The organism is Flagellimonas olearia (genome assembly GCF_009184425.1).
Classification (GTDB): Bacteria; Bacteroidota; Bacteroidia; order Flavobacteriales; family Flavobacteriaceae; genus Flagellimonas; species Flagellimonas olearia.
In genome coordinates, this window is sequence record NZ_WELG01000001.1 from 1,112,429 (window position 1) to 1,134,908 (window position 22,480).

Here is a 22,480-nt window from a genome sequence, read left to right on the forward strand (position 1 = left end):
TTGGGTTCAAATATAGCTATATTTGCACACACGAATCGCCTATGCAATTGACCATATTCATCCTTGCCTATCCCTTGCTCTGGTTGGTCTCCAGACTCCCCTTCAAACTGATTTACTTACTTTCAGATGGTGTGTACGCACTACTGTACCATGTTATTGGATATCGTAAAAAAGTGGTGCGCAGTAACTTAGCCTTGGTTTTTCCAGAAAAGACCCCAGCAGAACGCCTGGTGATAGAAAAAAAGTTCTACAAACATATGTGCGATATGTTTTTGGAAATGATAAAGACCTTGGGCATCAGTAAAAAAGAAATTCAAAAGCGATTTACAGTAAGTAATTTTGAGCTGATCCATGGCCTTGAAGAAAAAGGGACCAACACTATGCTTATGCTTCCCCACTATGCGAGTTGGGAATGGGTTTTGTCGTTAAACCTTCAAATAAAGTCCAAAGGCTATGGAATCTATCAAAAAATAGAGAATAAGTATTTTGATAGACTGATCCGTCAGATTAGGGGGAAATTCAACACCACTTTGATATCAACAAGGGAGTCCAGAAAAATCCTGAAAGCTGCCAAAGAGAGCAATGAGTTGTTGATGGTGGGCATAATCAGTGATCAATCCCCCATGGTCAGCAGGGCAAAATATTGGACTGATTTTATGGGAATTGTGGTTCCTGCCCACGTTGGAGGTGAGGAAATCTGTAAAGCCAATGACATTGTGCCAGTATACCTTAAGGTTAAAAAGAAGAAAAGAGGATATTACGAAGGCACTTTCAAAATACTTTCCGAAAACCCTGCTGAAGTAGAGAATTACAAGATAACAGATGCTTTTTTAAGAGAGACTGAAAAATCCATACGGGAAGCTCCAGAGTACTATTTCTGGACGCATAAACGCTGGAAACACAGAAATAAGGTTCCCTTAGAGTTTCAGAATCAGCAGGTAAGGTCAAAATAACCCTTTGCTCGACGTAGGTGGGATGCAATTTGTTGTTGGTCGAAATTTTATAGAATATTTTTCCTAGTTTTCTACTTTCTAAACCAACTAAACAAACTTTCATGGAATTATTGCAAACACTTTACAACGAGATTGTAGGCTTTCTGGGCATCTCACAGGCATGGGAAATACTGAGTTCAGGCGATTATTCATCGTTCACGACCTATGATGGTATTGTTTCCCTGATCTATCCCATTATTCCCCTTCTGCTTATCCTTGAACTTATCATGGGATTGGTGTACAAGAAACCCCAGGCCAAGGTGTATAAGGTGAATTTTCTGATCTACATCTTCAATCGGGTTGTAGGACGGTTCATTGCCATTGCCATGGTTGCCCTTTGTATTGGCTTGTTCCAGAAATATGCGCCTTTTCAGACCACAATGACCTGGTATTGGTTCATCTACGGATATATCGTTTGGGAATTGGGCCATTTTGTCTATCACTATCTGGGGCATAAGGTTCGATTGTTCTGGTGCCTCCACTCTACGCACCACGCCCCGGAGGACATGAATCTGTCCGTGACCCATGCCCACTTTTTCCTGGAGGCACCCTATGCCGATACCATCCGAACCACCATCTGCATTCTATTGGGTGTACAGCCCGAATTACTGTTTCTGATCATGTTCATTGATGGCACCTATGGTGCTTTCATCCATATTGGGGAGAATTTATTGAAAAATGGTCGATTGGGCTTTTTGAATAAAATCATTCTGACCCCTTCTCACCACAGGGTACACCACGCCAAGAACCCACTTTATATGGATACCAATTTTTGCAACCTGCTCAACATCTGGGACAAGGTATTCAAGACCTATCAGGAAGAACAACACGATATCCAAATTGAGTATGGCATCACCCGTGAAATGGACTCAGGTAACTTTCTGGATGTATATTTTGGTGAGATAGTGGCCTTGGCCAAGGATGTATGGAATGCTCCGGGTATCCTCAACAAGTTTCGCTATCTGGTCATGCCCCCAGGATGGAGCCACACCGGCGACCACAAAACCGCCAAAGTGGTCAGAGGCGCCTATTTGGAGTCGGTACATAGCTAAATCATTTAGAGGCCTGCTCCTTTATTGGACAGCATCCAAAATCATATACTTTTCTTAAAAGAGAACCGCAAGTTGGTTCTCTTTTTTTATATTCAACAATCATTCAATCAACAAAAAATGAAACAGTTAACTGCTATGGTGCTCTTCTGCACTTTTGTGCTGTCTTATGGACAGCGACCTCCTAAAGACATTCCTCAGGAAGTTTTGGAAGCCATTAAAACAGAGGTTTGGATTCCTTTTATGGAAGCCTATGACCAATCTGACTCCCAAAAATTAAAGTCCATCCATACCCAAGATATTTTTAGGGTGACCCAAGATCAAAACCAAATTGAGACCGGGGAAAGTTATTTGGAGGAATTTGGGAATTTTGTGGAAACCGTAAAGGCCCGGGGCAGCCAAATAGGGATTGCCTTTGCCATTCGTTCCACAGCACTCAACGATGCCGGTGACATGGCCTACCAAACAGGATACTATCGTTTCAGCTCCAAAAGAAGTGATGATGAAAGCCTGGTGGTAAGGGGGTATGGTGAATTCAATGTGGGATTGCGCAAGGAAAACGGCACATGGAAAATATGGCTGGATGCGGACAAGCACATCCAGCTATCGCCAGAAGATTTCAATGCGGAGGAAATCGTATACGAGTTGGGGAAATCCTAACTCAATCCTGCCACTTCCTTGATTTCATCAATGATCCTATCGGCAAGACCATCGGCTTCCGCTTGGGATTTGGCCTCCGTATAGATTCGGATTATAGGTTCCGTGTTGGATTTTCGCAAATGCACCCAATTTTCAGGAAAGTCAATCTTTACCCCATCAATAGTGGATACTTCTTCGTCTTTGTACTTGTTGTGCATGGCATCCAGAAGCGCATCCACATCCAACTCGGGAGTAAGCTCTATTTTCTTTTTGCTCATGAAATAGCTAGGGTAATTGGCCCTAAGTTCGGCCACTGTGCCTCCTCTTTCGGACATCAACATTAAAAAGAGGGCTGTGCCCACCAAGGCGTCCCGACCGTAATGGCTTTCAGGATAAATAATCCCTCCATTGCCTTCACCACCAATGATGGCATTATTGGCCTTCATTTTGGTCACCACATTCACCTCTCCTACCGCAGCTGCCTCATAGACACCCCCATGCTTTTCAGTGACATCGCGCAAAGCCCGTGACGAGGATAGATTGGACACCGTATTTCCTTTGGTTTTCCCCAAAACATAATCAGCACAAGCCACCAAGGTATATTCCTCGCCGAACATTTCACCGTCATTGCTGATAAATGCCAAACGGTCCACGTCAGGGTCCACCACAATACCAAAATCGGCTTTTTCCTCAACCACTTTTTTACAGATGTCCCCTAAATGTTCCTTCAAAGGTTCTGGATTATGTGGAAAATGCCCCGTAGGGTCGCAATACAATTTCACCACTTCAACCCCCAGTTCTTCCAACAATTTTGGAATGGCAATACCTCCGGTGGAGTTTACACCATCGACTACCACTTTGAATTTTTTTTCTCTGATGACATCGGCATCCACTAAGGAGAGTTCCAATACTTCATCAATATGAATGTCGATATAGGAATCGTTTTTGGTGATGGTCCCCAAATCATCCACTTCAACAAAGTTGAAATCCTCTTTTTCGGCCAAGGTCAATATTTTCGCACCTTGTTCAGCATCCAAAAACTCACCCCGTTCGTTCAACAACTTTAAGGCGTTCCACTGCTTGGGATTATGACTGGCGGTCAAAATAATACCTCCATCGGCTTTTTCAAGGGGAACTGCAATTTCCACCGTAGGGGTTGTGGAAAGCCCCAAATCAATCACATCAATGCCCAATCCCACCAAGGTAGAGACTACCAAATTTTGGATCATCTCACCGGACAAACGGGCATCCCTACCAATCACCACGGTCAATTTCTCTTTTTGGGAATACGCCTTCAACCATGTGCCATAGGCCGCCGCAAATTTTACGGCATCCACCGGGGTCAGATTCTCATTGGTTCGTCCTCCTATAGTTCCTCGTATTCCAGAAATTGATTTGATCAGTGTCATAGTGTTAAAAAAGTTTTTGCAAATATATAGGGCCCATCCGTATTCCATGTTTGGAATTTGTAAATTTCGATGGAAAAGAAATTTGCCTCGATGAACTTCCTCGCCCACATCTATCTGTCCTTTGATGACAAGGAAATTACCTTGGGAAATTTCTTTGCCGATCATATCCGAGGCAATAAATACAAACACTTCCCGGAACGAATCCAAAAAGGCATCTTGTTGCACCGGGAAATCGATACCTATACGGACTCCCACCCTATTCCCAAACAAAGCAGTAAGCGACTTCATAAGAATTACAGCCACTACAGCCGTGTTATCGTGGATATTTTTTACGACCACTTTTTGGCCAAAAACTGGAGCGATTATTCAGAAGTTTCCCTTGAAGACTATGTGGATAACTTTTATGACCTATTGGAGGACAACTACGACCTGCTTCCACTGGGTACCAAACGGATGATGCCCTATATGATTACGGACAATTGGCTGCTCAATTATGCCAATCTTGCAGGTATTGGGCGAGTCCTCAATGGAATGAACCGCAGGACGCAGAATAGGTCGAAAATGAATTTCGCCATTTTGGACCTCGAAGAACATTATGCTGACTTTGAAACGGAGTTCACCGCTTTTTTTGAAGAATTGATTACCTTTTCCAAGCAAAAATTCATTTCCCTATGCGAAGAATAATACTCCTTGCTCCCCTTTTCCTGTTCTTGAACTGTAAGCAGCAACCTGCGGTCCCTACGGGACTGGTCGCGGAAAAGGCTATTGTGGTCTCGGCCCGTGAAGAAGCCTCGAAAATTGGAACGGACATCATGAAAAAAGGCGGGAATGCCTTTGACGCCATGGTGGCCACAGAACTGGCTCTCGCGGTCGCCTATCCCTTTGCCGGAAATCTCGGCGGCGGTGGTTTTATGGTCTACCGAAAGAACAACGGCGATATCGGTGGTATCGACTATCGTGAAAAAGCCCCGCTTGCCGCCCACAAGGATATGTATCTGGATTCCCTTGGGAATGTGATTCCGAATATGAGCATTGTTGGAGCCACTGCGGTTGGCATCCCCGGAACCGTGGCCGGAGTCATGGAAGTACATAAAAAATTTGGCTCCCTACCCCTGTCCGATATTATGGAACCTGTAATCGCTTTGGCCCAAAAAGGTGTGGTGGTTACCGCAAAACAAGCCAAACGATTGGAAGGTTACAAAGAACGGTTTATAGAAGTTAATGGGGATAGCACCAAATTTGCTGCCAATTTCAAGGAAGGGGACACCATAAAATATCCTGAACTGGCCAATACCCTTAAGAAGATTCTCGATAAAGGAAAAGATGGTTTCTATAAAGGTGAAGTTGCTCAAAAACTGGCTGCCTTTGTACAGGAAAAGGGAGGCTATATGACCGAAGAAGATTTGGCGCGGTATGAAGCCAAGTGGCGTGACCCGATTGTCTTCAACTATAAGGACCTACGCATCATTTCCATGAGTCCACCCAGTAGTGGTGGGGTCACCATCAACCAAATCTTTAAGATGATGGAACCCCATGACGTTTCCAAGTTTGGTCACAATTCCGTGAAAACCATTCAACTCTTCACCGAAGCAGCGCGACGTGCCTACGCGGACCGAAATTATTTCTTGGGCGATCCTGATTTTGTGGATATTCCCTTGGAAACATTGCTCAGCGATGCCTATTTACAAGAACGCATGGCCAACTTTTCATTTGACCAAGCCACTCCTTCTTCGGAAGTGAGTCATGGGGAGGTTGAAATTGTGGAAAGCTCGGAAACCACCCACTATTCCATTGTGGACAGTGAGGGCAATGCCATTTCGGCCACCACCACCTTGAATGGTGGGTTTGGCTCCAAGCTCTATGTAGATGAATTAGGGTTCTTTTTGAACAACGAAATGGACGATTTCAGCGCAAAACCCGGAGTACCCAATATGTTTGGATTGATCGGTGCCGAAGCCAACAGCATTGCTCCTGAAAAGCGCATGTTGAGCAGTATGACCCCGACCCTAGTGGAAAAGGACGGAAAGCTCTATATGGTCGTTGGCACACCAGGGGGCTCCACCATCATTACCGCAGTGGCCCAAACCATCCTTAATGTGTATGAGTTCAATCTGAGCATGCAAGAAGCGGTAAATGCCCCTCGGTTCCATCACCAATGGTTACCCGACATGATCATCTTTGAACCCGAAGGGTTTCCCGAAACCCTTACGGACGAACTGAAATCGAAAGGGTACATCATCAATGAGGAAAGAACGCCCATTATTGGGAAAGTGGATGCCATCCGTGTGTTGGACGATGGCCGATTGGAAGGCGGAGCCGATAAGAGAGGGGACGATACCGCTGTTGGATTTTAAGGTTTGCGTATGAGTTTTGATGTCGTTGTACTGACCGACCCAAGATATATCAATCCCAAAAAGGAAAGCACCTACATTCAGAATGTCCTTCTGGAAGACTGTTTGGTTTTGGAAGCACTGCAACGCCTTGGGTTGAATGCCACAAGAAAGTCGTGGGATGATCCACACTTTGATTGGTCGTCCACCAAATATGCGTTGTTCAGGACCACTTGGGATTATTTTGACCGATACCAAGAGTTCTCCAAATGGTTGGAATCTGCTTCAAAACAGACGAAATTTATCAATTCCAAGAGCCTCATTTATTGGAACATTGACAAACACTACCTAAAGGACTTATCGAATAAAGGGGTGAACGTCCCCAAAACCATTTTTATTGAAAAAGGGACCAAAACCACACTTGAAGACACCATTGAAGATGCGCTCAAAAGTCAAGGGTTCATGGATGACATATTTATCCTAAAACCTTGCGTTTCCGGAGCGGCCCGCCATACCTACAAAATCCTAAAGGAAGACATTCCAAAGTACGGAGCCATCTTTCAAGAGTTGATTGGCGAAGAAGCCATGATGCTCCAAGAATTTCAGGAAAACATTGTTAAGGAAGGAGAAATCTCCATGATGGTATTCAATGGGAAATTCACCCATGCGGTGCTCAAAATTGCCAAACCGGGGGATTTTAGGGTGCAGGATGATTTTGGTGGCACCGTACACGATTATATTCCCTCCAAAGAACAGATTGCCTTCGCCGAAAAAGCGGCTCATGCGGCACTGGAGCTTCCACTATATGCAAGAGTGGATATTTTTAAGGACAATAACGGGGAATGGGCCTTGGCCGAGCTCGAAATTTTTGAACCGGAGCTTTGGTTCCGATTATATCCTGAAGCGGCCAATATTCTTGCTAAAAACATTAAGGAGAGGTATTTCGGGTAACTTTTAGGTGTTCACCTGCCCCATCTGGCGTTTCAGCTCTTCCATGGACTGCTGCAACTGCTTCAGCAAACCAGTTTCGGTGGTGGCATCCACATTAAAGGTCAATTTGCTGCTCACTTCCCAAATTTCTTGAATTTGGAAGGGCTTAATATCGTAAGGCGGGTATGCTTCGTTCAAGGAAACCAAGGTAATGTTGTTGGAATTCGGGCGTTTCTCAATCTTTTTGACCATCACCGAATCCTGAAGCACCACCACGTACATTTTATTCGGGCTCACATGATCTATGTGTTCAATGGCACGGGCCAATACCCAATCATTGGGCTTTAGATTGGGCAACATACTGTCGCCTTCGACTTGAAAACCACGATAGGTGGCATTTCTAAACTCCGGAATGGGCAGGTCAAACGCCGGTAATTGTTGATACCAACTGGTATCTGCAATATTTTGGGGATACCCCGCTGCGGCCCGGGCATTCACCAATACCATATTGTCTTGGTCTGAATTGTCAACAGTGACCACTTTGGGAATCACACTGGTTTTGGAGGTGTCCAGATGTTTCTGATCACTTTCCCCGAACAACCACATGGGATTGATTTTGAACTGTTTTAACAGTTCGGTCACCACTTTTCCCGAAAGCTTGGTCCTTCCCCGTTCAATATCGGCCGTGGTATTCTTCACGCCCAATAATTGGGCAAACTCCGCTTGGGTAAATCCCAATTCGCGCCGAATATCGGTAAATCGTTTTAAGGTTAGTTCATTTTCCATGTCATCCGTACTTATATGAGATTGAGGCCTGAATTGTTCATTATTCAACCCAAAGAACAAAGACCTCTCGACTGCGCTCGAGGTGACCTTATAATTTCAAATATACACAATTTGGATTATTTCCAAAATATTTAATGGATTATATCCAATAATTGGAATATTTCCATATCTTTGATTGGAATATTTCCAAGTTATGAATTTTGAACGGATACGGGAAAAGTTGAACATTCTGGCAGATGCAGCCAAATATGATGTGTCCTGCGCCAGTAGCGGTAGTGACCGGACCAATAAAAGCCAAGGATTGGGCAATGCCTCTAAAATGGGTATTTGCCATAGCTACACGGAAGACGGCAGATGTATCTCTTTATTGAAGATTCTTTTGACCAACCACTGTATTTTCGATTGCGCCTATTGCGTAACACGAAAAAGCAACGATGTGCAACGTGCCGCTTTCAAAATCCAAGAAGTGGTGGACCTCACCATCAATTTTTATCGCAGGAACTATATCGAGGGGCTGTTCTTGAGTTCCGGAATTTTTAAAGATGCGGATTACACCATGGAACGTTTGGTGGCCGTGGCCAAAAAGCTGCGGGAAGAGGAAAATTTCAACGGATACATCCATTTAAAATCCATTCCCGGGGCCAGTGATGAGCTCATGTACGAAGCCGGACTGTATGCAGACCGACTTTCCGTGAACATTGAGGTACCCACCATTTCGGGATTAAAGCTATTGGCTCCCGACAAAAAACATGAGGATTTCACCAAACCCATGCTCAAGGTGAAAAATGAAATTGTCCGCTACAAGGCTGAACGAAAAATCATCAAGAGCACTCCAAAATATGCCCCTGCAGGACAAAGCACCCAGATGATTGTGGGCGCTTCCGGGGAAACCGACAAGGACATCATGTATTCTGCAGTCCATTATTACAAGAATTACCAAATGCGCAGGGTCTATTATTCGGGCTATGTTCCCGTAGCAGATGATATGAGACTGCCCGCCATAGGTTCACAAGTACCCATGTTGCGGGAAAACCGACTGTACCAAACAGATTGGCTCCTTCGGTTTTATGGCTTTGCCATTAACGAAATCCTGAACAAGGAACATCCCAATCTGGATATGGATGTAGACCCCAAACTCTCATGGGCGTTACGCAATCTGCACCATTTTCCAGTGGATGTGAACAGCGCGGACAAGACCATATTGGCGCGAATCCCGGGAATTGGGATGCGTTCCGTGGATAAAATCCTAAAAGCACGCCGCTTTAGAAGACTGAACTGGGACCACCTTAAAAAAATCGGGGTGGCCCTCAACCGTGCCCAATACTTTATGGTATGTGATTCCCGCCATTGGGAACGTAGGGATTTGGATGCGGAGAAAATCAAGGGCATGATTCTACAGACTTCTTCGGGCAAGTTTCGGAATCAGTATAGCACCCAATTGTCCTTGTTCAACTAACAATGTGCAATTACCAACAGGAGTATGCCGGTACTAATGCATATAAGGAATCTAGATTTCTCAGTCGTAAACTCCTTCGAAATGACACTAAGTACAAATTGTCAGTTCGAGCGCAGTCGAGAACTAAAACTTGGAATTAAAAAAATTAAAAGTGAACACTATGCAACCTTCAAAAACCCTAATTTACGATGGTAGCTTCAATGGCTTTCTTACTGCCGTCTTTGTCGCCTTCGATGAAAAAATCAATGTGGCCGATATCCAAGAAAACGGTCAAGGCCAAAATGGATTGTTTTCCGAATCAGAAACCATCTTTACCCATGTGGATAAGGCCAAACGGGTCTGGAACGGAATCAGAAACAAGAGCCATAATGCCATTGCCAATGTATATTTTGCTTTTTTGAGCGAAACCGAAGGGGTAGAATTAATCCTCTACACTTATATTCAAAAATTGATGGCTACCCATAATGGAAAGCAAATGGATTATTCCGATGGGATTGTCCTCCATATTGACCAATTGGCCAAAAAAGTGGGTCGCGAAAAACACCGAATGGAGGCCTTTGTCCGCTTCCAACTGACCAAGGACGACATCTATTTTGCAAACATTGAACCTGATTTTGATGTATTGCCCCTGATTTCAAAACATTTTCGCAACCGCTACGCAGATCAACAATGGTTGATCTATGATGTGAAACGCAACTACGGCATCTACTACAATCTGGACCACGTGGAAATGGTTTCCCTCAATCTCAAAGAAATCCATTTTAATAAAATCCATAAAAGTGATGCCTTTGTGAGCGAAGAATACGATTACCAGACCCTATGGAACGATTATTTCAAAAGTACCGGTATCAAATCCCGCATCAATCCAAAATTGCACACGCAGCATGTACCCAAACGCTATTGGAAATACCTGAGTGAGAAAAAGCAGGCGGTTTAATACGGCTAAGAGATCTCTCTAAACCAATATCACTTGCTCTTCTCCCCTACAAAATGGTCGGTTTTGTTTTTGAACAGCACATTAAAGCTGGTCAAACTACCATAAACACGGGTGATGTATTGTTGCAGGTCAACTTTCTCCTGATCGTCCAGATTTTTACTGCTGTTGATTTTTTGTTCCATCACACGGATGCGGTCACGGACCATCACGATCTTATGGAAAAAGGTCTCAATGGGCATTTCCTTGTTCTGGGTGGCATCATCAGGTTGCAAAATCAACTTTCCGCCCTTCCATTTATCGGCAATGGCCACTTTCTCATGGGTATCACTCCATTTTTCCAAAATCTTCACCAAGGAACGCTCCACATCAAAAAAACTCACCGTATCCACTTCATCCTCTACTGCTTCAATCACCTCAAATTCGGAATCCAAATCAATCGTTTCCAATCCATTTTCCAAAAAAGTGACCCAATAGTGCTTGGATGATACGTTGGTCACCACCCCTTTTCCATATTCAGGGTGGTCTATACGGGAACCAATACCCAATAATTTCATAAATCCGATTTTTTATTGTCCACAAATTTAGAATTTTTGAAACTTTGCCCTACTTTCATCCTTGGTTTTATAAACCATCTTTCATGGAACCACAAAAACTTAGGGTAAAACTCGGGGAGTTGGCCTCTACTTCCATCAGTGGTAACGACATCAGTTCTTCCTGTCTGTACGTATCCGCTCTGGCTGTACTCCACGCCGGACAATATGCTTGGATTTCCTTATTGATCGTTGGGGTGGTCCTTTTCCTCTTCCGAAAAATCTACGGAGAGGTCGTGGGAGCACTTCCCATGAATGGCGGCGCCTATAATGCCCTTTTGAACACCACCAGTAAAGGAATGGCATCGTTGGCCGCTTCGCTTACCCTGCTTTCCTACATGGCCACGGCAGTAATTTCCGCCAATGAGGCTATGGCCTATCTAAAAAACATCGTACCGCATTTACCTGTTATTTTGGCCACCGTTGGTCTTTTGGCCATTTTTATGGGGTTGGTCATTATCGGAATCGGGGAATCTTCCAAAGTAGCCATTGGGATTTTTATTTTCCATTTGTCCTCTTTGGTATTGCTTTCCTCATTTGCAGGAATCTATCTCTTTGAGCACGGATGGCAAGTGTTTACCGAAAATAATGCGCTTCCAGTAAAGCACGGAGCGTTGCCCATGGCTCTGTTCTTTGGTTTTTCGGCGGCCATGTTGGGAATCAGCGGATTTGAGAGTTCTGCCAATTTTGTAGAAGAACAGAAAAAGGGCGTTTTTCCAAAAACCCTCAGAAATATGTGGGTAGTGGTCACCATTTTTAATCCATTGATTGCGTTTTTGGCTCTGGCCGTTCTCCCTATTCCCGAAATTGAAGGTAACCGGGAAGCCCTGTTGTCCATCATGGGCAATCAGGTCAGTGGCTCTTGGCTCTCCTTTCTGGTTTCCATAGATGCCGTTTTGGTACTTAGCGGCGCCGTGCTTACCTCCTTTGTTGGGGTTTCCGGTCTTGTGGAACGGATAACCTTGGACCGTATCCTGCCTCCATTTCTTTTAAAACGGAATAAGAATGGAAGCACCTACCGAATCGCCATTGTATTTTTTCTGCTATGTGTTTCCATCTTGTTGATCACCGAAGGAAACTTGGAAGCACTTGCCGGAGTCTATACCATTGCCTTTCTAGCCGTGATGGCCTTATTTGGGATAGGTAATATTTTGTTGAAGGTACGGCGCAAACATCTACCCCGGCCCGAACGCTCCGGTTGGTTGTCGCTCTTTATTGCCATCGTAGCCGTAATAACGGCCTTGGCGGGGAACATCATCCTCAATCCGGATTACTTGGCCGTATTCATGGAGTATTTTATCCCCACGATTTCCGTGATTCTGATCATGCTCAATCGTACCGCACTGTTGAAATTACTCCTCCGTTTGATTCGTTATTTTTTAGACCCCATCAACCGCGTTTTGGTAAAATCGTATAGGGATATCAACCGAACCATAGACCGTATCAACGCCCAAGAGTTTGTGTACTTCACCAAAAAAGATGATGTGGCGGCCCTCAATAAAGTATTGCTCTACATCCGAAACAACGAGCATACCCGAAAGCTTAAAATTGTGTCCGTTTTTCCCAAAGGTGAACAGGCCACTCCAAATTTTGTATCAGACTTGGATGTGCTGGATCGAGAGTATCCTGAAATCAAAGTGGAGTACATTCAACTCCACGGGACCTTCACCCCTTCCTTGATCAAAAAACTCTCCGTGGAATGGGATATTCCCATCAATTTTATGTTCATTGGGAGTCCTAGCGAAAAGTTTCCCTATCCACTTCAGGAACTTGGCGGGGTGCGGTTGATCATCTAATTGGGATTGAATTGGTCAGCGTGTTCGTATTTAACAGAAACGAAACCTACACCTCTTTCTTTTTTACAGGTCAAATCGCTACTTTTGAAGCTTTGCTATGATTTTATGGTTAACTACGAAGAACATATTGAGGTTAAAGGCGCCAGAGTCCATAACCTGAAAAATATTGACGTTACCATTCCCCGCGAAAAACTCGTAGTGATCACCGGTCTTTCGGGCAGTGGAAAATCCTCTTTGGCCTTTGATACCATTTATGCCGAAGGCCAGCGACGCTACATAGAAACCTTCTCGGCCTATGCCCGACAGTTCTTGGGCGGATTGGAACGTCCTGATGTGGATAAGATTGATGGTCTGTCCCCAGTGATTGCCATTGAACAGAAAACCACCTCAAAATCACCCCGCTCCACGGTGGGGACCATTACCGAGGTATACGACTTTCTTCGCCTGCTTTTTGCGCGGGCCGGTGATGCCTATAGTTACAATACCGGCGAAAAGATGGTAAGCTATAGTGATGAGCAAATCAAAGATTTGATCATTGAAGCCTACCTCGATAAAAAAATCAACGTATTGGCCCCCGTGGTCAAATCCAGGAAGGGACATTATCGGGAATTGTTTGAACAGATCGGCAAACAGGGATTTGTAAAAGTACGGGTTGATGGGGATATCCTGGACATCACCAAGGGAATGAAGGTGGATCGCTACAAGACCCATGATATAGAGATTGTCATTGACCGATTGAAAGTTTCGGAAAGTGAAGATTTCCATAAACGTTTGGGCGAGACCATCAACACGGCCATGTACAGTGGCGACAATGTACTCATGGTCTTGGAAGAAGGGGAAACCGTACCCCGCTATTTCAGTCGGGACCTTATGTGTCCCTCCACGGGCATCTCCTACCCCACTCCGGAGCCCAACACCTTTTCCTTCAATTCCCCAAAAGGTATGTGCCCAGAATGCAATGGTTTGGGACATGTTCATGAAATCAACGAACAAAAAATCATCCCCAATCCAAAACTGTCCATTAAAGCAGGTGGATTGGCACCACTGGGCGAATACAAGAAATCTTGGGCCTTCAAGCAATTGGAGACGATTGCCCAACGATATGGTTTTGAGTTGACCGACCCCATTGAAAAAATCCCTGCGGAAGCCATGGAAATCATTTTGAACGGCGGAAAAGAAAGTTTTGAGATAGATTCCAAAACTTTAGGGGTAAAACGACAATACAAAATTGATTACGAAGGCATTTCCAACTTTATAAAGACCCAATTCGAAGAGGCCAACTCCACATCCATCAGGCGATGGGCCAAAGAGTATATGGACAAGGCCCAATGCCCTTCCTGTGAAGGGGCACGACTACGGAAAGAATCGCTTTATTTTAAGATTGGGGAGAAAAACATTGCCGAACTGGCCCAAATGGACATTGCCGAACTGGCCACTTTTTTTGAAAAGCTTGAAAGTTCCTTAGAGGGTAACCAAAAGATCATAGCCGAGGAAATCATCAAGGAAATCAAGACCCGGGTCCAATTTTTATTGGATGTGGGGCTGGATTACCTTTCCTTGAACCGAAGCTCCAAATCGCTTTCTGGTGGTGAGGCACAGCGGATCCGTTTGGCCACACAGATCGGCTCCCAATTGGTGGGTGTCCTTTACATTTTGGACGAACCCAGTATTGGTCTGCACCAACGGGATAACGAACGATTGATCCATTCCTTGGAATCCCTTCGAGATATTGGAAACTCCGTAATTGTGGTGGAACACGACCGCGATATGATCGAACATGCGGACCACGTCATCGATATTGGTCCAAAAGCGGGCCGTCATGGAGGGGAGATCATTTCTGAAGGTACCCCTACAGAACTTAGAAACCACCATACCCTAACCGCACAATACATTACTGGGGAGCTAGAGATTCCCGTTCCTGCAGAACGTAGGAAAGGAACCGGGAAAAAGATTGTGCTTTCCGGGTGCACTGGGAACAATCTAAAAAATGTCACTGCCGAGTTCCCTTTGGGAAAACTGATAGGCGTTACGGGGGTATCGGGCAGTGGAAAGTCCACCTTGATCAACGAGACCCTCTACCCCATCATGAACGCCCACTACTTCAACGGAGTCAAAAAACCTATGCCCTATAAAAAAATTACAGGGCTCCAGCATATCGACAAGGTCATTGATATCAACCAATCTCCCATTGGGCGTACACCACGCTCCAATCCAGCTACTTATACGGGTGTTTTTAGTGAGATTCGAGCCCTCTTTGCCAAGACCACTGAAGCCACTATCCGAGGATACAAACCAGGACGGTTTAGCTTTAATGTGGCCGGGGGACGATGTGAAACCTGCCAAGGTGGCGGCCTAAAGGTGATTGAAATGAACTTTTTGCCCGATGTCTATGTGGAATGCGAAACCTGCAATGGGAAGCGTTTCAACCGGGAAACCTTGGAAATTCGATATAAAGGCAAGTCCATTGCCGATGTTTTGGATATGACCATCAATGAAGCCGTAGATTTTTTTGAGAATATCCCCAAAATTTATCGTAAACTAAAGACAATAAAAGATGTAGGATTGGGTTATATATCCCTAGGACAACAGTCCACCACCCTTTCCGGTGGAGAGGCACAACGGGTAAAGTTGGCCACAGAGCTTTCCAAGCGCGATACCGGAAACACTTTTTATATCCTCGACGAACCTACAACTGGATTACATTTTGAAGACATCCGGGTGCTCATGGAAGTACTTGACCAATTGGTGGACAAAGGAAACACCATTTTGGTCATTGAACATAACATGGATGTGATTAAAATGATGGACCACATCATAGACATTGGCTATGAAGGTGGTCGCGGTGGAGGAATAGTCGTAGCCACCGGAACTCCTGAGGAAGTGGCCAAGGATACGAAAAGCTATACAGCCAAGTTTTTGAAGAAAGAACTGGAAAATACAAAACAGAAGATTGCACGGGCAGTTTAAATTATTATTATGCAGATGCGAAAAGAACAACACACCAAAGGGTGGAACGAGATAAAGACAAACGACTCATGGGCCATATTCAAGATTATGGGCGAGTTTGTCAACGGATTTGAGAAAATGAGCCAGATAGGTCCCTGCGTATCCATATTCGGCTCCGCTAGAACCCGTCCGGGTCAACCGTATTACGACTTGGCCGTCAAAATCTCCCAAAAAGTGGCCGAATCCGGATACGGCATCATTACTGGAGGTGGCCCTGGCATCATGGAGGCTGGAAACAAAGGAGCCAACATGGCGGGAGGAACTTCGGTGGGCTTGAACATTGACCTACCCTTCGAGCAACATGACAATCCGTTTATCGATGAAGACAAGAGCTTGGATTTTGACTATTTCTTCGTAAGGAAGGTAATGTTCGTAAAATACTCCCAAGGGTTTGTGGTCATGCCAGGGGGCTTTGGCACCTTGGATGAGCTTTTTGAGGCCATCACCCTCATCCAGACGCATAAAATACAGAAGTTTCCCATTATTTTGGTGGGCACGGAATTTTGGAAGGGATTACTGGATTGGATCAAGAATACCATGCTGGAAGCAGGTAATATTAGTCCAACCGATCTAGATCTCATCCAACTGGTGGACTCCGAGGAAGAGGTCGTTGAAATACTCGATGCATTTTACAAAGGGCACGATCTTAGCCCCAACTTCTAAAAAATTCCTACTTGACGGCGCGTTTCTCTTTCATCCGGATTTCTTTGCTGTTCTTTTCAGTATGTTCCTCTTTATGGGGGCAACATACCAATGACATTACGGCAATTCTGGAGGATGAAACCCAAGAGATGCATATACGGCAAGAGTTCACCTACGTCAATACTTCCCAAAATGGGGTTTCCACTCTCTATTTCAATGATTGGAACCATGCTTACGCCAATAAAAACACCGCATTGGCCAAGCGCTTTGCCGAAGAATTCAACCGAAGCCTACATTTGGCCAAGGACAAAGAGCGTGGCTTTACCAATATAAAAACCATTGTTGGCAATGACTATTCCGGACTGGATTGGGAACGTGTGAAAAACAAGGATGTCATCGCCGTTAAATTGGACCATGATTTAAAGCCTGGGGAATCCATCCAATTGTTCTTCACCTATACCGTACAATTGCCCAGTGCCAAATTTACTTCTTATGGATTTACAGGTCTGGGGTACAACCTTAAGGATTGGTATTTAACTCCTGCGGTTTTGAATGGGGAATGGCATTTATACGACAACATCAATCTGGATGATTTGTACACGGATGTCACCAATACCACAATCAACTTTACCTATTCGGATAAATTGTTTTTGGCCACCAATTTTGATGAATCAAACGCAACCAAATTTCCCGGAGGGCAATACGTAACCCTTTCTGGAGAAAATCGGAAAAGCTGCGAGATCATTTTAAGCCCCTACAAAAAATTCACCAAACATATCACACCCTACCTCACAGTGACTTCGGATTTGGAGTCCAACAAATATGATGAGATATCCCAGGGGATTTCCATAAACAAGGTGGCCCAATTTCTGGAAGAAAATCTAGGGAAATACCCCCATGGCAATTTATTGGTGAGCGAGTTTGATTACAACAAGGCCCCTTTGTACGGTATCAACCAACTTCCCTCTTTCATAAGACCGTATGAAGAGCGCTTCCAATTTGAAATGAAGTTTCTCAAAACGGCCATTAACAGCTATCTCAAAGAGACTTTGTTCCTTGACCCCAGAAAAGAGCGTTGGGTAAATGATGCCATTGCGTATTACCTCATGATCAAATATGTGGAGGACCATTATCCCAAACAGAAATTGGCCGGAAAGCTCTCCAAGGTATGGGGAATTCGAGGTTTTCACCTGGCGCAAATGGACTTTAATGAACAATATGCTTTGTTAAGCATGTTGCCCATCCGCAAAAACATTGATCAAGCCTTGACCGTTCGTAATGATTCCTTGATCAAGTTCAATCAAAAAATCGCCAACGGGTACAAAGCAGGTTTGGGCATGTCCTACCTCTCGGAATATTTGGGAGGAAAAAAGGTAGACAGCAGTATCATTGCATTCTACAAGCAACATCGTCTTGAGTCCAAAGTGGACGCCAGGGATTTCAGAAAAACCTTGGAACAGTTTGCGGACAAGGACATAGAGTGGTTTTTTGATGAATATGTGGGTACGGACAAAAAGATTGATTTTAAGATCAAAAGCGTGGACAAGACGGAAGATTCCATCTCTTTGGTCCTAAAGAACAAGAGAGGCACCAATGTTCCGATTTCCTTGTTCGGCCTTCAAAAAGATTCTGTTGTTTCGGAATATTGGTTCACGGACATCGACTCCATCAAGACCGTGACCATTCCTAGAAATGGGGAGGATCGGATGGTACTGAACTACGACCAAAAAATACCGGAATTCAACCAACGGGACAATTGGAAAACCCTCAATGGCTTTTTCTCCAGCAACAAAAAGCTGAAATTCCAATTTTTCAAGGATACCGAAGACCCCTATTACAATCAGGTTTTCTATGTGCCCATAGCCAATTTCAACATTTATGATGGGATTACCCCTGGAATGCGCATCTACAACAAAACCTTTTTGGAACGCCCTTTTCAGTACGATATTTCCCCCACCTATTCCTTTTTGGAACGCACCATGGTAGGGAAGGCAACCTTCCATTACAGAAAATATCATCAGAAAACAGGGTTGTACGTGACCAATTATTCCATTACCGGTTCCACTTCCCATTTTCAGGTAAACTCTAGGTTCTCTACCCTTACCCCAGCAGTAAGCTTTGGGTGGCGACCCAATGACCTGCTTTCCAATCGCAGACAAAGTTTGCTTTTTAGATATAGGAATGTCTTTAGGAGTATCGATGACAATATTGCAGATCAAATTGATACCGAGCCTGATTATAGCGTGATGAACGTCCGCTTCATTGATGTGGACAACAATATTCTAAACTATAATTCTTGGTTTTTGGATGCCCAGCACTCCAGTGATTTCACCAAGCTTGCTTTTGAAATGGAGTATCGGAAACTTTTTCAGAGTAATAGACAATTGAACCTAAGGTTATATGCAGGAAAGTTTTTACGCAACACAACCGAATCCAATTTCTTCAGCTTTGCCTTGGACCGACCAACCGATTATATGTTCGATCTAAGTTATTTGGGACGATCCGAAAGCACTGGGCTGTATAGTCAGCAAATCATCATATCCGAAGGAGGATTTAAATCAAAGCTGGACAACCCGTTTGCCAACGATTGGATTGTGACCACCAATGCCAGTACAAACATTTGGAGATGGATTGAAGCCTATGGCGATTTGGGTTATCTTAAAAACAAAGGGGAGGACGCCCGCTTTGTCTATGACTCCGGGATACGACTCAATTTGGTCACGGATTATTTTGAACTCTATTTCCCTATTTACTCCAATAGAGGCTGGGAAATTGCCCAAAACAACTATGAGGAACGTATCCGTTTTATAGTTACCATCAGTCCCAAGACTCTTGTGGGCCTCTTTACCCGTAAATGGTTTTAATTTTATCAAATTCCCAAAAAACACCTTAAAAAAAAGGTTAGTTTTAATATATGTTTATTTTTTAAACATATATTTATGGAATTGTCATTTTATTAACAGGGTTTCATATTGCTGTTTTGATTGTATTTTAGTACTTTCGCAGAAATCTTCAGATTGCCCATGAAACCTGACCCAAGCACAAGCAACGATATTTCTTTTGATGACTTTCAAACCCAAATCCTTCAGGATTATGAGGTTGCGGTCACCAGCAGGGAATGTAGCTTGCTCGGAAGACGGGAAGTATTATCTGGAAAAGCCAAATTTGGCATATTTGGGGACGGCAAAGAGCTGCCGCAGCTTGCCATGGCAAGGGCCTTTCAGGATGGGGATTTTAGAAGTGGGTATTACCGGGACCAAACCTTTATGATGGCTCTCGGGTACCTCAATCCAAAGGAATTCTTCCACGGTCTTTATGCCACCACTGATCTGGAAAAGGAACCCATGAGTGCCGGAAGACAAATGGGAGGGCATTTTGTGACTCACAGCCTTAACGAGGATGGCTCCTGGAAAGACCTCACCAAACAAAAGAACAGCAGTGCCGATATTTCCTGTACGGCCGGACAAATGCCCCGTCTGTTGGGGTTGGCGCAGGCCTCAAAGATGTATCGGAATGTAAAGGAAATGGATCAGACCAACTTTTCCAACAACGGGAATGAGGTCGCTTGGGGCACCATTGGAAATGCAAGTACCAGTGAAGGTCACTTCTTTGAGACGGTAAACGCCGCCGGGGTAATGCAAGTCCCCATGGTCATCTGCATTTGGGACGACGAATATGGTATTTCCGTACCCTCGGAATTCCATACGACCAAAGGAGATATTTCCGAAATGCTAAAAGGTCTGCAGCGCGATGAACATACGGCAGGATATGAAATATTGAAAGTAAAGGGATGGGATTATACCGCCTTGACCCATACTTTTGAAAATGCTTCGGACATAGCCCGTGACAACCATGTTCCCGTGCTTATCCACGTTACCGAACTCACCCAACCCCAAGGACACTCCACTTCCGGTTCCCATGAACGATACAAGTCTGCAGAACGCTTGCAATGGGAACGCGAAAATGATTGCAACAAGCGGTTCAGGGAGTGGATCTTGGAAAATGGAATCAGTACCGAGGAAGCGCTCAAAAAAATGGAGCGGGAAATAAAACAAAAAGTCCGTGCCGCAAAAAAGGAAGCTTGGACCGAGTTTTTAAAACCGCATTTGATTGCCAAAAAACAGCTTGTACAATTACTGGCCAACGCTGCGGAGAAGAGCCCGAACCGGGTTTTCATCAACAAGATCAAAAACGACCTGATTGCCGTTGACGAACCGCTCAAAAAAGATTTGGCCTCAAAGTCCAGAACGGCTCTCCGTTATCTTTTGGGAGAGAACACTCCGGAAAGACAACAACTTCTACAGTGGGTACAAAACTTTTTGGACGACTCCCAACCCAAGTACAGCTCGCATCTATATAGCGAACTTGGCAGCAATGCCACCCAAATTGAATCCGTGACCCCCACCTACCCTGAAAAGGCGGAAGAAGTGGACGGCCGTATCATTTTACGGGACAATTTTGATGCCCTGTTCACCAAATACCCCAAAACCATGGTCTTTGGGGAAGACACCGGAAACATTGGTGATGTAAACCAAGGACTGGAAGGTCTACAGAAAAAATTCGGGGAACTTCGTGTGGCCGATACGGGTATTCGGGAAACCTCTATTATTGGACAAGGTATTGGATTGGCTTTGAGAGGGTTAAGGCCCATTGCCGAAATACAATATTTAGATTACATCCTTTACGGAATCCAGACCTTGAGCGATGATTTGGCATCTTTGATGTACAGAACCGTGGGAAAACAGAAAGCACCATTGATTGTCCGCACCAGAGGACATAGACTGGAGGGTATTTGGCATTCCGGGTCCCCAATGGGAGGTTTGATCCACTTGCTTCGAGGTATGTACATTTTAACCCCAAGAAACATGACCCAGGCGGCTGGATTCTATAACACCTTGCTAAAAAGCGACGAACCCGCATTGATCATAGAAAGTCTCAACGGATATCGCCTAAAGGAAAGGAAACCTTCCAATTTAGGGGAGTTTTGCACGCCAATCGGGCAGGTAGAAACCCTAAAAGAAGGAACAGACATTACGCTATTATCTTACGGTTCCACGTTACGAATTGTTGAGAAAGTAGCAAAGGAACTACTGGAAGTGGGTATAGATGCCGAAGTGATCGATGCGCAATCCCTACTCCCGTTTGACTTGAACCATGATGTTGTGAAAAGCCTTGAGAAAACCAATCGCTTGTTGATTATCGATGAAGATGTGCCTGGAGGGTGCTCTGCCTATTTATTGCAAGAGATTTTGGAGAAACAGGAAGGATATCGCTATTTGGACAGCGCCCCCCAAACCTTGACCTCAAAAGCACATAGACCAGCCTACGCATCGGACGGGGATTATTTTTCCAAACCCAATGCGGAGGACATTTTTGAAAAGGTCTACCAAATCATGCATGAAGCTGACCCCACCTCCTTTCCAAGCCTGAGGTAAATCGGTTTTTGTCGAAAATATGGATTAAGGACGTATATTTATGCATCAATGTTGCATCGATTAAAAACATAATTAATATTTTCACGTCTGTAAAAACCCCCAAATGAAAAACAACACCTTAGTCCACTTGGGATTGGCACTGCTCCGAATAGTACCTTCAGTGTTCATGATTACCCATGGGTATCCAAAACTTTTAAAACTTATCAACGGGAATACAGAATTTGCCAACCCCTTTGGTATTGGCGAAGCACCTTCCCTGTTTTTGGCGGTCATCGGTGAATTTATTTGTCCACTTTTAATGATCATTGGTTTTAAAACCAGATGGGCTGCCATCCCGACTGCGATTACCATGGCAGTGGCCGGTTTTTTCATCCATAGTGCCGATCCTTTTGGTACCAAGGAAAAAGCCCTACTCTATTTCGTGGTCTTTTTGGTGATTTTTCTTTTGGGTCCAGGTAAGTATAGTGTAGATAAGAAATAGCA

The 22,480-nt window shown here is 44.4% G+C and carries 17 protein-coding genes; 14 read left to right on the forward strand and 3 right to left on the reverse strand.

Annotated features, from left to right (window positions below; translation table 11 throughout):
* The first annotated feature begins 41 nt into the window (after positions 1-41).
* From F8C76_RS04755 to F8C76_RS04765, 3 genes are all read left to right on the forward strand, one after another.
* On the forward strand, positions 42-953 hold the full coding sequence (locus F8C76_RS04755) for a lysophospholipid acyltransferase family protein (RefSeq protein WP_152130682.1): 912 nt from the start codon (positions 42-44) through the stop codon (positions 951-953).
* 101 nt (positions 954-1,054) lie between these two features.
* On the forward strand, positions 1,055-2,044 hold the full coding sequence (locus tag F8C76_RS04760; protein WP_152130683.1) for a sterol desaturase family protein: 990 nt from the start codon (positions 1,055-1,057) through the stop codon (positions 2,042-2,044).
* A 117-nt stretch (positions 2,045-2,161) separates the two neighbouring features.
* Positions 2,162-2,701, forward strand: coding sequence for a YybH family protein (locus tag F8C76_RS04765; RefSeq protein WP_152130684.1), 540 nt, complete (start codon positions 2,162-2,164; stop codon positions 2,699-2,701).
* Here the strand turns inward: F8C76_RS04765 and glmM are convergent.
* Positions 2,698-4,089 (reverse strand): phosphoglucosamine mutase, encoded by a 1,392-nt coding sequence (gene glmM, locus F8C76_RS04770; protein ID WP_152130685.1) that lies wholly within the window; start codon positions 4,087-4,089, stop codon positions 2,698-2,700. The genes F8C76_RS04765 and glmM overlap by 4 nt on opposite strands.
* A 90-nt stretch (positions 4,090-4,179) precedes the next feature.
* On the opposite strand from glmM, the gene F8C76_RS04775 reads away from it, so the two are divergent.
* The 3 genes from F8C76_RS04775 to F8C76_RS04785 are packed head-to-tail and all read left to right on the forward strand — an operon-like array spanning position 4,180 to position 7,370.
* Positions 4,180-4,773, forward strand: coding sequence for an acyl carrier protein phosphodiesterase (locus F8C76_RS04775; protein WP_152131473.1), 594 nt, complete (start codon positions 4,180-4,182; stop codon positions 4,771-4,773).
* Positions 4,761-6,443: a gamma-glutamyltransferase gene (gene ggt, locus F8C76_RS04780; RefSeq protein ID WP_152130686.1), complete on the forward strand. Its 1,683-nt coding sequence runs from the start codon at positions 4,761-4,763 to the stop codon at positions 6,441-6,443. The genes F8C76_RS04775 and ggt overlap by 13 nt, the downstream gene beginning before the upstream one ends.
* Before the next feature lie 9 nt (positions 6,444-6,452).
* A complete protein-coding gene (locus F8C76_RS04785) occupies positions 6,453-7,370 on the forward strand; it encodes an ATP-grasp domain-containing protein (protein WP_152130687.1) in 918 nt (305 codons plus the stop codon).
* Positions 7,371-7,373: 3 nt separating this feature from the next.
* Here F8C76_RS04785 and F8C76_RS04790 read toward each other — a convergent pair whose 3' ends face one another.
* Entirely contained in the window at positions 7,374-8,135 is a 762-nt protein-coding gene (locus F8C76_RS04790; protein WP_129652493.1) for an XRE family transcriptional regulator, read from the reverse strand.
* Positions 8,136-8,328: 193 nt separating this feature from the next.
* Here F8C76_RS04790 and F8C76_RS04795 point away from each other — a divergent pair, with 193 nt between their 5' ends.
* Together F8C76_RS04795 and F8C76_RS04800 are read left to right on the forward strand one after the other, a co-directional pair.
* Positions 8,329-9,591: a putative DNA modification/repair radical SAM protein gene (locus tag F8C76_RS04795; protein ID WP_152130688.1), complete on the forward strand. Its 1,263-nt coding sequence runs from the start codon at positions 8,329-8,331 to the stop codon at positions 9,589-9,591.
* Positions 9,592-9,751: 160 nt separating this feature from the next.
* Entirely contained in the window at positions 9,752-10,528 is a 777-nt protein-coding gene (locus F8C76_RS04800; protein WP_152130689.1) for a TIGR03915 family putative DNA repair protein, read from the forward strand.
* A gap of 29 nt (positions 10,529-10,557) precedes the next feature.
* Here the strand turns inward: F8C76_RS04800 and F8C76_RS04805 are convergent, their stop codons facing one another.
* A complete protein-coding gene (locus tag F8C76_RS04805; protein ID WP_152130690.1) occupies positions 10,558-11,082 on the reverse strand; it encodes a DUF8685 domain-containing protein in 525 nt (174 codons plus the stop codon).
* 83 nt (positions 11,083-11,165) lie between these two features.
* On the opposite strand from F8C76_RS04805, the gene F8C76_RS04810 reads away from it, so the two are divergent.
* From F8C76_RS04810 to F8C76_RS04835, 6 genes are all read left to right on the forward strand, one after another.
* Positions 11,166-12,914: an APC family permease gene (locus F8C76_RS04810; protein WP_152130691.1), complete on the forward strand. Its 1,749-nt coding sequence runs from the start codon at positions 11,166-11,168 to the stop codon at positions 12,912-12,914.
* Between the two features lie 105 nt (positions 12,915-13,019).
* Entirely contained in the window at positions 13,020-15,881 is a 2,862-nt protein-coding gene (uvrA, locus tag F8C76_RS04815) for an excinuclease ABC subunit UvrA (protein ID WP_152131474.1), read from the forward strand.
* 15 nt (positions 15,882-15,896) lie between these two features.
* Complete coding sequence (locus tag F8C76_RS04820) at positions 15,897-16,583, forward strand: LOG family protein (RefSeq protein ID WP_129653325.1); 687 nt, start codon at positions 15,897-15,899, stop codon at positions 16,581-16,583.
* Between the two features lie 128 nt (positions 16,584-16,711).
* A complete protein-coding gene (locus F8C76_RS04825) occupies positions 16,712-19,426 on the forward strand; it encodes a gluzincin family metallopeptidase (RefSeq protein WP_249042384.1) in 2,715 nt (904 codons plus the stop codon).
* Positions 19,427-19,585: 159 nt separating this feature from the next.
* Positions 19,586-21,997: an alpha-ketoacid dehydrogenase subunit alpha/beta gene (locus F8C76_RS04830; RefSeq protein ID WP_152130693.1), complete on the forward strand. Its 2,412-nt coding sequence runs from the start codon at positions 19,586-19,588 to the stop codon at positions 21,995-21,997.
* 103 nt (positions 21,998-22,100) lie between these two features.
* Positions 22,101-22,478 carry a DoxX family protein gene (locus tag F8C76_RS04835; protein ID WP_129652500.1) on the forward strand — a complete coding sequence of 126 codons (378 nt, stop codon included), beginning with the start codon at positions 22,101-22,103 and terminating at the stop codon, positions 22,476-22,478.
* Positions 22,479-22,480 lie beyond the last annotated feature (2 nt).